At 41.0% G+C, this 15,042-nt stretch carries 12 protein-coding genes, 1 tRNA gene and 1 pseudogene; 9 read left to right on the top strand and 5 right to left on the bottom strand.

Annotated elements, in window-relative coordinates:
• Nucleotides 1-65 precede the first annotated feature (65 nt).
• The 5 genes from hetZ to gmk all read left to right on the top strand — a co-directional run bounded on the left by hetZ (nucleotide 66) and on the right by gmk (nucleotide 7,201).
• Entirely contained in the window at nucleotides 66-1,256 is a 1,191-nt protein-coding gene (gene hetZ / locus ACOWPH_RS24970) for a heterocyst differentiation protein HetZ (protein WP_015212811.1), read from the top strand.
• Between the two features lie 149 nt (nucleotides 1,257-1,405).
• Nucleotides 1,406-2,251: a hypothetical protein gene (locus tag ACOWPH_RS24965; protein ID WP_015212810.1), complete on the top strand. Its 846-nt coding sequence runs from the start codon at nucleotides 1,406-1,408 to the stop codon at nucleotides 2,249-2,251.
• Between the two features lie 302 nt (nucleotides 2,252-2,553).
• Entirely contained in the window at nucleotides 2,554-4,854 is a 2,301-nt protein-coding gene (locus ACOWPH_RS24960; RefSeq protein ID WP_015212809.1) for a transglutaminase TgpA family protein, read from the top strand.
• A 1,296-nt stretch (nucleotides 4,855-6,150) separates the two neighbouring features.
• Nucleotides 6,151-6,417: an extracellular matrix/biofilm regulator RemA gene (remA, locus tag ACOWPH_RS24955; RefSeq protein WP_012410221.1), complete on the top strand. Its 267-nt coding sequence runs from the start codon at nucleotides 6,151-6,153 to the stop codon at nucleotides 6,415-6,417.
• Between the two features lie 175 nt (nucleotides 6,418-6,592).
• Entirely contained in the window at nucleotides 6,593-7,201 is a 609-nt protein-coding gene (gene gmk / locus ACOWPH_RS24950; RefSeq protein ID WP_015212808.1) for a guanylate kinase, read from the top strand.
• Nucleotides 7,202-7,284: 83 nt separating this feature from the next.
• Here gmk and ACOWPH_RS24945 read toward each other — a convergent pair whose 3' ends face one another.
• The 3 genes from ACOWPH_RS24945 to ACOWPH_RS24935 form a co-directional block, all read right to left on the bottom strand.
• The gene (locus ACOWPH_RS24945) at nucleotides 7,285-7,806 is read right to left on the bottom strand and encodes a photosystem I reaction center protein subunit XI (protein WP_015212807.1); all 522 of its coding nucleotides are present in this window, start codon (nucleotides 7,804-7,806) and stop codon (nucleotides 7,285-7,287) included.
• Between the two features lie 122 nt (nucleotides 7,807-7,928).
• A complete protein-coding gene (psaJ, locus tag ACOWPH_RS24940) occupies nucleotides 7,929-8,078 on the bottom strand; it encodes a photosystem I reaction center subunit IX (protein WP_006276004.1) in 150 nt (49 codons plus the stop codon).
• 40 nt (nucleotides 8,079-8,118) lie between these two features.
• On the bottom strand, nucleotides 8,119-8,613 hold the full coding sequence (locus ACOWPH_RS24935) for a photosystem I reaction center protein PsaF subunit III (protein WP_015212806.1): 495 nt from the start codon (nucleotides 8,611-8,613) through the stop codon (nucleotides 8,119-8,121).
• Nucleotides 8,614-8,836: 223 nt separating this feature from the next.
• On the opposite strand from ACOWPH_RS24935, the gene tsaD reads away from it, so the two are divergent.
• Complete coding sequence (gene tsaD / locus ACOWPH_RS24930) at nucleotides 8,837-9,886, top strand: tRNA (adenosine(37)-N6)-threonylcarbamoyltransferase complex transferase subunit TsaD (RefSeq protein WP_015212805.1); 1,050 nt, start codon at nucleotides 8,837-8,839, stop codon at nucleotides 9,884-9,886.
• A gap of 50 nt (nucleotides 9,887-9,936) precedes the next feature.
• Here tsaD and ACOWPH_RS24925 read toward each other — a convergent pair whose 3' ends face one another.
• Both ACOWPH_RS24925 and ACOWPH_RS24920 read right to left on the bottom strand, forming a co-directional pair.
• Nucleotides 9,937-10,842: an alpha/beta fold hydrolase gene (locus ACOWPH_RS24925; protein WP_015212804.1), complete on the bottom strand. Its 906-nt coding sequence runs from the start codon at nucleotides 10,840-10,842 to the stop codon at nucleotides 9,937-9,939.
• Nucleotides 10,843-10,962: 120 nt separating this feature from the next.
• Nucleotides 10,963-11,682 carry a hypothetical protein gene (locus tag ACOWPH_RS24920; protein ID WP_015212803.1) on the bottom strand — a complete coding sequence of 240 codons (720 nt, stop codon included), beginning with the start codon at nucleotides 11,680-11,682 and terminating at the stop codon, nucleotides 10,963-10,965.
• A 1,004-nt stretch (nucleotides 11,683-12,686) separates the two neighbouring features.
• Here ACOWPH_RS24920 and ACOWPH_RS24915 point away from each other — a divergent pair.
• From ACOWPH_RS24915 to ACOWPH_RS24905, 3 genes and pseudogenes are all read left to right on the top strand, one after another.
• Entirely contained in the window at nucleotides 12,687-13,214 is a 528-nt protein-coding gene (locus ACOWPH_RS24915; protein ID WP_015212802.1) for a GNAT family N-acetyltransferase, read from the top strand.
• A 274-nt stretch (nucleotides 13,215-13,488) separates the two neighbouring features.
• A tRNA-Pro gene (locus ACOWPH_RS24910) sits at nucleotides 13,489-13,562 on the top strand.
• Nucleotides 13,563-14,235: 673 nt separating this feature from the next.
• A pseudogene (locus tag ACOWPH_RS24905) lies at nucleotides 14,236-15,041 on the top strand (Tic22 family protein).
• Nucleotide 15,042 lies beyond the last annotated feature (1 nt).

Raw genomic sequence — 15,042 nt, 5'->3', positions numbered from 1 at the left:
AAGCTAACACCCACAGCCCTACAGGTTGTGTTTAAGTATGTTAGGGTCTTTTTAAAATTCAGACTATGAATTCAGCCGCAACTGCAACTACTCAGGGAGAGAATTCTATCGGCGTGGAGGTTATATTTCAATTCCTATTGAAGGAGCTACAGCAGTCAACCAAGGCTTCTGAAAAGAATTGCCACAATGTGGCATTGCGAATTGCTGGTGAAGTCCTGCGAATTTGTAATGAAAGTAAACGCATCCAAGCTTCCGGTGAAATAGAAAGTGCCGCCATGACCTTAGCCCGACATCGGCTGCAACAGTGTCTCAGGTACTATCAATTCGGTTCCAATCGGGGCAGGATAGAACTACACAGTACTCTAAGTGCAATCATCTATCGCTATATTAATCCTCCTCAAAAGCAATTAAGCTATCAAGGGCGGCTGACTATCATAGAAGATTTTCTCCAGAGTTTTTATCTGGAGGCATTGAATGCTTTCCGTAGGGAGAATCAACAAGAACCGACCTACCGCCCCCAAACCTTACTAGAATTGTCCGAATATATGGCATTTACCGAGCGCTATGGTAAACGCCGGATTCCTTTACCAGGAAGACAACAACAGCTAATTATCCTGCGAGCGCAAACTTTCTCACAACAGCAACCGCCAGAAACTAGTATAGACATAGAAAAAGCTGCTGAAGGTGGTAGTGGTGAATCGGATGGATTTTGGGAAGATCCAGCCATACAGCAGTTAAGATCAGCAATGGCGATGCAATCTGAACCTGAACCTGAAGAAGACACCCTGCGCTCTGTTGTGATTACCGAATTAATGAATTATCTCGAACAAAGGCAACAATCAGACTGTGCTGATTACTTCTCTCTCCGACTTCAGGATTTATCCGCGCCGGAAATTGAGTCGATTTTGGGTTTAACCTCACGTCAGCGAGACTACTTGCAGCAGCGTTTCAAGTATCATTTAATTCGGTTTGCACTCTTGCATCGTTGGGAATTAGTTCATGAATGGTTGGAAGCTTCTTTACCTACTAATTTAGGTTTAACCCCCCACCAATGGCAAGTCTACACAGCGCAGTTGGATGATCTAGAAATGTCATTACTAGAGTTGAAGCAACAAAGTCAATCTGACGAAACAATTGCCAAAACTTTAGGATTGTCAATAGCACAACTACAAAAACGGTGGTTTAAAATTTTGGAACAAGCTTGGGAAATTCGTAACTCATTAGTGTCCGGATCTAGTGCATCTACCCATGAATAGTGACTCACAACCTTACGATCCGAGTGACTCAATTGGTTTTTGGCAGATAATGTCAAACCGGCGAGCATCCCTCGGTAGATTGTGAGAAAATTGATGGGTTAGAAGACCCTCTCAAGGAAGCCACTACATTATAAAGTGGTGAGCCAGAGTTGGGAGGAAAACCCCAAACCTTTCAACTAGGAGAAATTCCTACTGTGCAAGAACGTTTCCAAGCCGTCCTTAAGCGTCGGTTACAAATCGAAATCCAAGACCACCCACCTTTGTTCCCTTGGGAAAGCCAATTAATAGATTATCCAGAATTTGTCGAAGAGCCGTCGATTGCCTTAGTTCCTGCCTGGGGGTGGTTGGCACAGCAATCGAAACTCAATTTGCCAGTTACTTTACCAGACAAAATTTTCCAACAATTGATGGAAAAATGTCAGTTATTACTGACATCTTCTCTGCCCTTAGGCCCTAAATTGGTTCAGGCGGTAGAGAGCTTTTTTCCCGAAGATTACCAGTTAATAAATGATTTAGCTGGGTTGGTACTCAGAAGCGCCTATCGTTCCGTAGATGCTCTGGAAACAATACCCAATATTCAGAGAGATTACTCAGATTTACAACCACGTCAGCAAATGGCGTTGTCGTTAATGGCAGCTAAACAACTGCTAGAAAATCTGACTCTGCCAATTTCTATCACCAATCCGGTGATAGAAAAACAATGGCAAACTACGGCTGGGACTCTAAGTATCAGAGTAGAATTACAGTTTTTGGGTAAGCTAACTAAATTACGTATTCACAGTGAGTTACCTACTCAAGGAGTTTTGAAGCTACGAATGAATGGTATTCAAGGTTATGCTTCTAGCACACCAGAGATAGTTGCACAATCTTCGGTTTTGGCTAAACCGAGTGTTGAATTATACTGTGAACGTACTAACCAGAATTATACTCTGGAAGTTAAATGCCCAGAACTAGAACAAGAGCCATTGTTGTTGGCAATTAATCTCACCGTGTAATCCAATATTACTGATGCTAGAGTTCTCTGTTGATTAACGCTGATAAAAAAAGATGATTATCCTGGGTTTCAAATTTACTCCTCTTTGCAAAAACACTAATTAAGGCATTTATTAGGAAGTAACTATGAGCTGGACACGTACAAAAAATGCGTAGATTCCCTTAGAAAGTTCAAGGGAGTCTAAGGCTAGGATATGTATGGGCTAAGATAGAAGACAAGGTAATCAGTTTTTTGCCCTAGTATTGTGTCCGTAGCGTCTACATCATAGTTATACTTACCTAAATAATGTTAAATTTCTCCAGGATGAATCGATTTTTGCGCGTACCTGTAGGTAATGACTGGCTGCCAACTAGACAGCGGTCGTCTTTAACAGAAGTGGAAGATTCAATCCTTTTACGGTTTCTAGTGTTAGGGTTGGTAATTTTAGGAACTGTGGCGACGGATATTGCATCTGAGACTACCTTTAGTCTTTGGGCAGTGCCTCTAAGTATAGTGGGAGCAATTTGGAGTTACTACCGTCGTCGCAATGCTAATATTCCCGTCAAGTTTTGTATCGCCATAGGAATGTTAGTCGCTCTTGGTGCTTTTTTTGGCCGATTCCTGGGTGATTGGAATGATACACGACTGAGTTTGGCACAGTTACTAATTGAGCTTCAGGTGCTGCACAGTTATGATACTCCCCGACGCAAGGATTTGGGGTATTCAATTGTGATCGGTTTAATACTCTTAGGTGTAGCTGCAACATTAAGTCAAACTATGGGGTTTGCACCTGTGTTGCTGTTATTTTTAGGATTGGCTCTACCGACTTTAGTTCTAGACTATCGATCGCGCTTGGGTTTAAAACCAACAAAAAAAGAGAAGTTTGCCAAAAAGAATACTGCTAGTTCCAATTTCAAAGTTTTAATTGTCAATTTTTTAGTAATTTTGGGGATAGGACTAGGCATTTTCGCTATTTTGCCCCGATTTCCCGGTTATCAACTTAAGTCTTTTCCTGTCAGTGCGCCGATTGAATTAAAGGGCAATTTTACAGGTCGCAATATTAATAACCCTGGTTATGTCCGTGAAGGTAATGGAAGTGGTAATGGGAATGGTACGGGACAGGGAAGCAGTGGTCAAGCAGGTAAAGTAGATAATAATTTTTATTACGGTTTTAATAGCGAGATGAACCAAAACCTGCGGGGGGAAATGAAACCCAAGGTGGTGATGCGGGTAAGATCTCAAGCAGAAGGTTTTTGGCGAGTTCTAGCTTTTGACCGTTATACAGGAAAGGGGTGGAAAATTTCTCGTAATGATCAAGTTACTACCTTGAGGAGATCATCTTGGAATTACAGAATTTTTGTTGATCTCCCCCTGATGAGAACTCTAACAAAAGAGGTAGTACAAACTTATAATGTGGTATCAGATTTGCCTAATCTGATACCTTCTTTGTCTTATCCCAAAGAAATCTACTTTCCTGGGCCTGTGATCGCGGTTGATCCAGAAGGGGGTTTGCGATCGCCTGTACAATTATCAGAAGGGATGACTTATACAGTAGTTTCGGAAGTTCCCTACCGCGATCGCACTTTGTTAGGTAAAGCTACAAATAAATACTCAACAGACATTAAAAATCATTATCTGCAAATCCCCCCAGAAATTTCTGAAAAAGTCCGCAACAAAACCGAAGAAATTCTAGCTAACTATAATCATGAACGGGTTTCTCGAACAGAAGATACTAGAACCCTCAATTCAGCTTATGAAAAGACTCTTTACCTAGCGCAGTATCTCAAACAAAATTATTCTATTCCTGAAAACCCTTTAGGATTACCTTATCTAGATGAAAAAGATGATTTGGTAGAGTCCTTTTTGTTTAAAAATCAAGGAGGCTATCCAGACCAATTTGCTACTGTGCTAACTATGATGCTGCGTTCGATTGGTATTCCAGCAAGGTTAGTAGCGGGGTTTGCACCAGGAGAATTTAATCCATTTACGGGGATGTATATTGTCCGTAACACCGATGCTTACGCCATGACGGAAGTGTATTTTCCTAAATATGGGTGGTTTGCTTTTGATCCAATTCCCAATCATCCTTTAATTCCTCCTTCCATTGAAGAAGATCAGACTTTTAGCGTGTTGCGTCAGTTTTGGAGTTGGGTAGCTGGTTGGCTACCAACTCCTGTGACAGGTTTACTAAATAATGTATTTGGGACAGTGTTTAGCTGGTTATTTAGAGCGATCGCTTGGTTTTTAGCTTTATTTTCTCAAGGTTGGCTAGGAGTATTAACTGGCTTAATTGTCGGGACAACTACAGCCTTCTTTGGTTGGTTGGGTTGGGTACAATGGCGAAAATGGCTCAACCGTCGTTGGTTAAAAAAATTGCCACCAATGGAAAGCCTGTATCAACAAATGCTGCAATGGACAGCCGAAAAAGGTTTGGGTAAACATCCAGCGCAGACACCCTTGGAATATGCCCAAGTGTCATACCAACAACATCCCAGAGAAACTGCTCAAGTGATAGATGAAATTTGTCAAGCGTATGTTAGTTGGCGTTATGGTGGTCATATTCCTAATTGGAAGCAATTACAGCAACGCTGGCAAGATTTGAACAAGACAAAGAGCGCTAAGTGATTTAGTTTTCAGCCACATTTCCACTACAACTAAGCGCCCACCAAGCCAAATGGGTAAATTGGGCGCACTCAAACCAAGTTAAAGTAAAGGCAAGATAAACAATTAGCACCGCTTCAATGCCCCGGTAAGGGGAATTTATCACCTGCCACAAACACCATTGCCAACACTCTCTGAGCGTGTCCTAACAAGCGCGAGTTGAGCAAATTCTGGCATCGCATCCTGCGATAAATCAAACTCTACCGCATCAGGACTGAGTGATACTTCTGTGAACTTGATGTAGAGATTGTTGAGCGGTACTGCTTGCGTCCAAGGGTATGAGCGGAAAGGCGTAGATTTTTTTCCTTCATGCAACAAAGCCACAAAATGTTTTAAGATTCAGGTACGGCTACCACTTGAACGATAATACCTTAACCCACAGACTCCACCCCAAATTGCACCTAGAATCGTTCCAGTTTGAACACAAAAGAGCCAAACAAAAATTAAATATCCTGCCATCATTCCGTGACTGAGACCACTCAAGTTCGGATTTGAGAAACTTGGATCTGTTCGTATCGTCCATTTATACCACAACCATCCGATAAAAAAACCAGCACTAGAACCAAGTAAACCAACAATAAATGACCACAAAAATGTTGATAATCCGTACTTAAAAGACCTCAAACGCACTGTAGCGAGCGCGACAAATATCACTCCTATGAATGCTGCAATTGTTACTGTTGATAGAATTAGTCTTACTATTGAATCCCCCTTAATTACTCTTAAAGTTGACAATTACTTAAAATTTCACTATTGTATTTTGTTCATGTCATCTCCATATTATTAACTATATCAACACCTTGATTTGCATTGTTGAGAACAAAGACATTAGCACTTGTATTCTACGTAAGTACACCGTTGCCATGAATTACCAATCAGCGTAAAATAGGCTTTTTCAACTAACGCGCTTATTAGCTTTTGTTCTTAAAACTTTTCCTTCTTGTCAGTTCGCTACGTCCACTTAAGGTATCGCACTATATAGTATAATGACTCGTTCTTAGAAGTAGATAAGCGTAGCGATAGTTATTGAGGTGGGGCGAGTGTCAAAGGGGCTTTCTCTTATCTCTGATGAGTATAATTGCCAATATGTCTTTAGAGAGATTTTTAGGATATTTAGTTGATAAATAGCTAAAAAAAAGCAGTTGTTATTAAAAAACTCAATTTAGCTAGACTTTAGGCGTTGTAACTACGATTCTTTAGATATAACATGGGAATAAGTTTATCACAAGCTTTTTCTAGCGCCTTTAGCGTCAGTTTTTTATGGAAATTCAGTTAATCAACATCGGTTTTGGCAACATCGTATCCGCCAATCGAGTAGTTGCCATTGTCAGTCCAGAATCTGCTCCCATTAAGCGCATCATTACCGATGCTAGGGACAGAGGCCAACTGATTGATGCCACCTACGGTCGTCGGACTAGGGCTGTAATTATCACTGATTCCAGCCACGTCATTTTATCAGCGATTCAGCCGGAGACAGTAGCAAATCGCTTTGTCATTTCCCGTGATCATCAGACTGTAGATAATTAGTTAGAGGTGGGGCTGTCAACCCCCCCTATTTGCATCATCTCGGCATGAGGATATGAATTAGATAGGTGTTCTGTCACTATTGCTACAAATTCTTTAGTCCCAGCTTTCTCTGGCAACTAATACAAGACTAATGAATAATATCTATTGATGAATTAATTCACAAGTTGAACGGATAATGCAAGTTTTACCCATCCCTAGTGGTGCTACTACGAAAGAATCCCCATCTCTGGGTAAGCTGATTGTTTTGACTGGTCCCAGCGGAGTCGGCAAAGGTACTTTAATGCGATCGCTTCTCCAGCGTCATCCAGAATTCTATTATTCAGTATCTGCAACTACTCGTTCCCCCCGTCCCGGAGAAACCAACGGCAAAAACTATTACTTTATTAGCCGTAAAGAGTTTGAACAACTAGTTGCTCAAGGGGAATTCTTGGAATGGGCAGAATTTGCTGGTAACTATTACGGTACACCTCGTGAAGCTGTACTTAACCATATTCAGTCTGGTAAGTTGGTGGTACTAGAAATAGAACTAGAAGGAGCAAGGCAAATTAGAAACTCCTTTCCTAGCGCCCTCAGCATTTTTATTCTGCCGCCGTCATTTTCCGAATTAGAAAAACGGATACGCGGACGAGGACAAGATTCTCAAGAAGCGATCGCTCGTCGTCTGCGCCGTGCCGAAGAAGAAATCAACGCCGCAAATGAATTTGATACTCAAATTATAAATGACGATTTTGACACCGCTGTCAATCAAATAGAAACGTTTCTATTTAAAGAAACAACGGTTTAAGAACACATCTATTTTGGTAATAGGTAATAGGTAATAGCAACAAATCAATTACAACTACCCATTACCCATTACCGGAAATCAAATTAACCCACTAGACCTTGGATAAGTCCCAAATTACCAGTCAAAAAGTAAGCAACTACTGCACCACCAATACCACCAATTAAGAAAGCACTGGCAAAGTTATTCCAACTTTCCTTAGAGTTAAAAGCATCTACTGGAGGGTTGGGGACAGTAACACTAGCGAGTGCTTTGTCAGGATTGCTATTGGAATATAGAGATAGGCAGGCTGTGAGAATTACAACCAAACCAATACTAGCCAGCAACCCAGCTAAATTAGCATTAGGTGCGTCCCGCAGTGGGCCCAATTTAGCAAATGGTCCAAATAACAAATAACCATGTGCCATACCGACTTCTAGACCCCTTCTAGAAGGATTTAGACCAGGGCGATAGGCAGGCAAGTTATTAATAAACCACTTGACCAACGGAGAAGAATTAATTGGGGTTTCTAGATTGCCATCTTGTGGATCACGTCCAGCGGGTCTAACTGTCTCCCGATTTCTGGGGTCACTGGGGAGATTCTTGGATCTATCTACTGCTTGCGCCATATTTTTATGTTGCCTCTAAATTCAGAATGGTGGCATTTATTTTCATTTGTAGGGGCGAATTGCATTCGCCCTTACTTATCAGTCATCAGTCTGTTAACCGATATAAATCTCAGTTTTTCACCCTATGGTAGAGGATGGAAAAGTAAGTCCGGGAAAAAACGGTTAAATTCGATCAAAATACCTGCTGTGATTGTCAGCCAGATGGTAGCTGCCACAGGTGCTGTGGAAATGAACTTAATCAAATAGGATGATTGGTCGCTTTTATCAGCCATGAATTTAGTCTCCAAAAACAAGTGAATGAGTTCAGATGAATTAGCGTGGAGAAACAGTAATTTCTGAATCCTTCGCTGTTAATTCGCCTGAGAGAAGTTCTTTAATTGCTGCTGCTGGCCAAGCAAACCCAGTGGTAATAATGGGTAGTGCTAAACCCAAATCGATTTGGATTTCTTTTTGTTCAGCATCCGAACCCTTTTTGATCGCTTGTAGATAAGCGCGACCAACCCAACCAATCCAACCAGCAATATAGAGGAAAAGGATGCTGGGGATTAAAAAGTCACCAGCGCGGTCTAGGCGACCATCTACAATCAGGTGAGGATAACCTTCTGGGCCACATAGCGCTTGAGAATAACGCTCAAACCGCTTTTTGCCTGATTCGGGGTCAGCGGTGGTGTTACGGGCATTTTGTGCTAGTGCTTGAAATGCGGGAGAGTCTTTACAGGGTACAAGGTTAGCGCCCAAAGCTTGAGCTTGAGGAGCAAAATTGAACCAAAGACCAATCGCTAAAATCAAAGCAAACAATCGTCGCATGGAGTTGTTTCCTTTTATTACAAAACAAGAAGTTCTTTGTACAAAACGAAGCGGCTTGTACAGTGTTTTAATTTGCATAACTAGCAAGTCATCATACTCTTGGGCGGGAACCGAGTAAAGTTTAAGTAAATAAAAGTTAAAGCTTCTCAACCAAAAGTAAGAATTGGGGGCTGGGAAAAATTCATCACAATCACCACTTACCAATTACCAATCACTAATCCCTATGTCAACCGTTTTAGCAATCGAAACCAGTTGTGATGAGACTGCCGTCGCAATTGTTAACAATCGTCATGTTTACAGCAGTGTCATAGCCTCTCAAATTCCCATTCATCAACAGTATGGTGGAGTAGTGCCAGAGGTCGCATCGCGTCAGCACTTAGAAATTGTTAATCAAGCTATAGCGCAGGCTATGGATGAAAGTCATTTGGAGTGGGGACAAATTGATGGAATTGCGGCTACCTGTGCGCCAGGACTCGTAGGAGCGCTGTTAGTGGGGTTAACAGCAGCCAAGACCTTAGCGATGGTACATCAAAAACCGTTTTTGGGTGTTCATCACCTCGAAGGTCATATCTATGCGACTTACTTGAGCGAGTCAACTTTAAACCCCCCATTTCTTAGCTTACTTGTTTCAGGCGGACATACAAGCTTGATTTATGTGAAAGATTGTGGTATGTACGAAACCTTAGGAGAAACCCGTGATGATGCGGCGGGTGAAGCTTTTGATAAGGTGGCGAGGTTGTTAAAGCTGGGTTATCCCGGTGGGCCAATTATTGACAAGCTGGCACAAGAGGGGAACCCCCAAGCCTTTGCACTACCAGAAGGAAAAATTTCTCTACCGGGTGGGGGTTTTCATCCCTACGATAGTAGTTTTAGCGGACTAAAAACAGCGGTATTGCGTGTAGTACAGCAGTTAGAAAAAGACGGTGGGCAAGTGCCTTTAGCAGATGTAGCGGCCAGCTTTCAGGAAACTATAGCGCGATCGCTGACCAAAAGAGCGATCGCTTGCGCCCGTGATTATGGTTTAGATACAATTGCCGTCGGTGGTGGCGTAGCAGCTAATAGTGGACTGAGAAAGAACTTACAAGCTGCTGCTGCCCAGCATAATCTAAAAAGAGTCCTTTTCCCACCATTCAAATTTTGTACTGATAACGCCGCCATGATTGGCTGTGCTGCATCGGATCATCTCTCTCGTGGACACACATCCCCCCTCACATTAGGCGTTCATTCTCGGCTACCCCTAACACAGGTCATGCAATTATATTCACCCAAGTAGCTAATCATCTAGTTTAAGCTGGTAATTGGTGATTAAAGTCCGTTATTTCCCTATTCTCTTTTAAACTCCCCAATAACCAATGACCGGATATGATCAGCAACTGCCTCCGGTTGCTCTAACATCCCCAGATGTCCACAATCGGGAATTTCCATAAAATTATCGCCAACATATTGGAACAGCCGATGAAAACTGGCTAAGTGACGTACATACTTAGATTCCATCACTTTATCGTCAGCACCAGCTAAAAAATAAACTGGCTGCTTTAGTTGTGATACTAACTGAGGTAAGCGGTTAACTTCCTCCTCCGTAGTAGAATCTAAAAGCGTTCCTAGTGCAGCTTCTGGATCAGCAACAATGAAATCAATCACTCTTTGACGCGCCCAATAGCGATCTAAAGGGCGTGCTACACTTGCTCTACTAAACAACAAATCAATCAAAGGTAATTGGAAAAGCCAACGTGGGCGAACTTGTAAAAACTTCTGACCTGCCAAGCGAAACTGCTCAAATGCTTCTTTAAGATAAATACCACCACCTGCATTAATACAAATAACTCCTTTAACACAATCAGGTAATTGAGCAGCTGCCCACAAGGCAATAGTGCCTCCCAACGAATGACCAATTAGCCAAACACTAGAAATATTTAAGTGTTCCAAAAGTATGACTAAATCCTGAGCATAGGCAGAAGGAGAATATAGAGAATCAGCAGCATCTTGAGCATTGATCTGCAAAACAGTTTCCGCTGGCTCCAAATCAAATTTGGACTGAGACTGGGATTCACCAAAACCTCGCAAATCATAAGACAAACACTGGAAATCAACTGATAGGCGAGAAATCACAGGTTGCCAGTATCCACGACTATTAAGCCAACCGTGGATAAATACTAAAGCATGAGGGCAAGACGTAGGAGCCGTTAGCTCATATGCGTGTGGAACGCCTAAGATTTCTATTGTTGCCATACGTGTATCGTACTGCTAAGGGCGGGTGCGACTAAATACGAGGAGAGAAAAATAAATTCAAAATCCCCTGTGAGAAGCCGCTGTGCGTCTACAAAATCCAAAATTTGAATTTTTCTATACTCATCGACCTAGTAACCTCTGTCGCACTCCTTCAGCAATCTTGTTACCCAGATATTCAGGAATCAGACTTTCATTTGGTCCCAATAAATAGAGTATTAACCTTGTACGTCCGCGCCAAACCAACAAATTGGCATTAACTACGAGCAGGTCTTCCTGCCAGATGCCATACATAACTTTATAAAATAATCCTGGTTGATTATCAGCTTCAATGACTAAGGCCGGGAGATGAAAAACTGGATCTACATAGAACTCGGTTTGTACCTGCTCTAAACCAGCATTAAGGTTAAACTCCACCGCTAACATCTCTTCTACCTCAAACCGATTGCCCAAAGCCTCACGAATGGCACGACAAACATTTTCTGCGGTTTTTTCGGTCAAGGCTTTGCTGCCACGAGACACCAACAGCTTAATAAACACTAACATTGGTGGTCGGATCTGACCATAAAGGCTCAATCCATGAATAGTCAAGCCATAAGCTGCCAGCACACCAAAAATATCACTGAGGAGAAAAGACTGATTACGGTATGCAAAGTGCAGCGCACTTTTGCTACCTTCAGGTTTCATCTCTATAACTGCTCGTCTGGTTTTATATAGACGGTAAGCCAGTCGTAAATTTTGCAGTTGAATCTCACTACTAACAAATTGCTCATAAAATTGGGGAAACGCTCGGTTAAAGCGCTTTAGGAGTTCCAGTGTCGAAGATTTTAAACCAGAAGTCATTGTTGGTGGTAAGACTTGCTTGCTTTGTTAAAAATAAAGCTAAAAACTACGTTATCTACTACTTTGTTCTCATATCTTTCTGTTTGAGGACTTAATCATAGACTTTAGTTAATGGCGGGAAATGTGTTGGAAGTTTGATATCATACCAGCTGCAAACGAACAATATACATAATTTATAAGAAACTTTGAGTCTTTTTATCTTGAAAATGCATCAAAATTATAGACTTGAGCAAGGTAGAGTACCTCATGATGTAGTATCTTGATTTGAGCTAAATCCGACAGGAACAATTTTATACTTATACCTTTTCAGAGAAGCAAGCTACAACTGTGCAGAAAATTCTTTTATGAAAATCAGACACAAATAGATGCTTTGGTTAGAAGACGAGACTCTTTTAAGCGCTTGATCTGGGAGTATGCCACTGTATTAGATTTAGAGGAGTGTGAAAACAAAGTGCTACAGTTGGAAATGATTAGTGTGAAAAGTTTAGCGCAAACGACAAAAAGCCTCTCACTCACCCACAAGGAATTAATGAGAAAAGTTTTTGGGAAGTAAGGAGTCCCATCTCAACCTCTAATGAATACCACTCATTGAGGGAGTGGGTGATAATTCAACAAGCTCTATCACCACCAATTGCCAGGCCCCTGATGTATTCACGAACTCATCAAATCTGATATAATCTAATTAATTAGGTGTAATCCAAATTAAATGCTGAAAAGCAGCCTATTTAAATTTCGGTGAATAATATTGCAAAAAAGCTCCTAGGGCATAGGACTTTAAAGCTCAGTCAATGTCTTCAAAGAAGAGTCGCTGAGAAACCCATACTGACCTGAAAAGGAGTGTGTGGAGTATGTCACTAACTAGCTGTGACTATTGTCAAAACCCAAAACACTAAAAATTCAAATTTATGTGTCTGGATATACAATAAATACAGTTATCTTAACTTGTGAATCAACACTCTCAAAGAGTGGCAACAATTCAGTCATATTAACCGAACCACGTTGGCATGGGTTTTTGGAAAACTTGGTTTAGTGCTTCTGAGTCTGTAACGACAAATAAAACAACCGCATTTGAAGAGTATACAACGGGAGATAGAGGCAACTCTAACGCCAGTAAAGATAACATTGTTTTCAGTACTGAGCGCGATATCGACCTGTATGAACTAGAAGAACTCTGTGACGCGGTTGGTTGGTCACGTCGCCCCCTGAGAAAAGTAAAAAAAGCCATTGAGCATAGTTTTCTCGTCGCCTCTATGTGGCAAGTACGAGGAAATCACAAAAGGTTGATTGGTTTTGCCCGTGCTACCTCAGATCATGCTTTTAATGCCACTATCTGGGATGTGGTAGTTCACCCAGACTTCCAAAGTCAAGGACTGGGTAAGGCGTTAATGAAATATGTCCTCAAAAAACTCAGGAGTGAAGAGATTAGCAATGTTACTCTTTTTGCTGATCCCCATGTTGTAGATTTTTACAGGACTATGGGATTTATGCCTGATCCAGAAGGTATTAAAGGGATGTTTTGGTATCCTCATTAATCCTCAAGCGAAAACAGACAAAAGAGGTTGCTTCTATAAAACGGCTAAAATACCCAAAGTGTGCTAAGATAGTTTAGCGATTAGCATTCTTATAGCAAAATCACTTCTGTCAGGGCGAGTTAGCGAAAAAACTCTTAATTGAGAAAATAATTTTATTTTTCTGGCTAAGAGGGTTCGCAATCAGCTTTGATTTATGATATGATAGCGGAGATGACTAAGCAAAGCATAATTTTGGTTATGTAAAGCTAAACTATCGACAGCAAGATAGTTTTTTCGGGATGTAGCGCAGCTTGGTAGCGCGCCTGCTTTGGGAGCAGGATGCCGCAGGTTCAAATCCTGTCATCCCGATTTTTGGTAAATATCAAATCTCCTTGTTTGTTCATAAATAGATACACCAGTCACAGGCAAAGACTTAATCTTTGTCACACTTTAGCTTGCATTCCGTAGGGTAACAAGCGTAAGGGCAGTGAAGCATTTGGGAGATTGATAGATACAGCAATTTGTGCGATCGCTTTACTCAAAATGAGAATTTTCAGCATTTTTTAGTATAAAATGTTTTTTTATCTTGTTTTTTGGAAAAATTACTGCAAATAATTACACAAAATTCATTAAATAGATAGATTCTTTTGTTTTTCCCTTGAAAAGTCTTCACTAATGAATTTAATAGTGTTATCTTTTTCAGGTCTGCCAGAGAAGCGATGCCTGCTAAGGGCATAGCCATAGCAGTGGGAACAATTAATTTAATCATAGCTTCACCACTAGTTGAGAAAAACAATAAAATAGCATTGTTCTGATCAAGAGTCCGGGAGATCACTCCCCGCTTGAGAAGAAATATAATAGGCTAATACAGTATTTAGTCCTGAATGGCAAGACAGCTAAAAACAATTAGCTCAATCTATAAGTTATTTAAACACCAAATAGCTTAACAGATAACTGAAATCAGGTGTTGTTGTATAAATCTAAACCATTTTTTTGATTGTCTAAGTTAATTCAACTATTAAAATTGAAGTGAGGAGTAGTTATGAAATCATTAGTTCGCTTGGGCGCAACCTTAGGTCTAGTAGGTGGTACGTTGCTCTTAAGTGTCGTATAGGGATTAATATTCCTGTGCAGGCATTAACAGAACAACAAATAAAAGATAAATTAGACTCAGTACCTGTTTACTTGATTACTAACGAGAAAGGTCTACCCCTGAGTCGTAACTTACCTGATGCTCAAAATGGGCAAAAAGGTGGCTCGGTGACAGGAGTATATATGAGTCGCCAGGAAGCTTTAGCTTTTATCAAAGAACTACGAAATGTGAAAAATAAAGATCCAAAACTGGAAGACATGGCTAAGAAACTACAAGTTACAGCTGTGCCTTTAGGTGTGATTTATCAACAATTACAACAAACAAAAAACCAGGCCAATCGCCTCTTGTTTGCTTTTAAACCTGTAGACCAAGAACTCAAAGGGGCTTTAGAGTTGCTACGCGCCAGTGGTCAAAAAATAGATCAATTTAAAAGTGTACCAGTTTTTGCCGTGAGATTTGCACCAGATAAGGGGTATGTACCAATTCAAGTAACTGCTGATAAACAGCAATTAATTCCTCTATTCTTGAGTAAACAAGACGCACAAGGTTTATTGAACCAGGTGAAGCCAAAGTTTCCTACGGCTGATATTCAAGTTATAGATGTGGATGGGGTGATTAAAACTTTAAAAGATAAAAGCGATTCGTGGTTAAACCAAGTCGTCTTGGTGCCATCGGCAGAGTCTAGAGAATATATTAGAACTCTACCAAAAGAAAATGCTCCTAAGCCGAAAAGTTTACCTGCCAAGCAATTTTAAG

This window comes from Anabaena sp. PCC 7938, from assembly GCF_049315035.1.
GTDB lineage: Bacteria > Cyanobacteriota > Cyanobacteriia > Cyanobacteriales > Nostocaceae > Anabaena > Anabaena cylindrica.
Note: the sequence above shows the minus strand (reverse complement) of the source record. Positions and strands in the feature narration are given on the sequence as shown.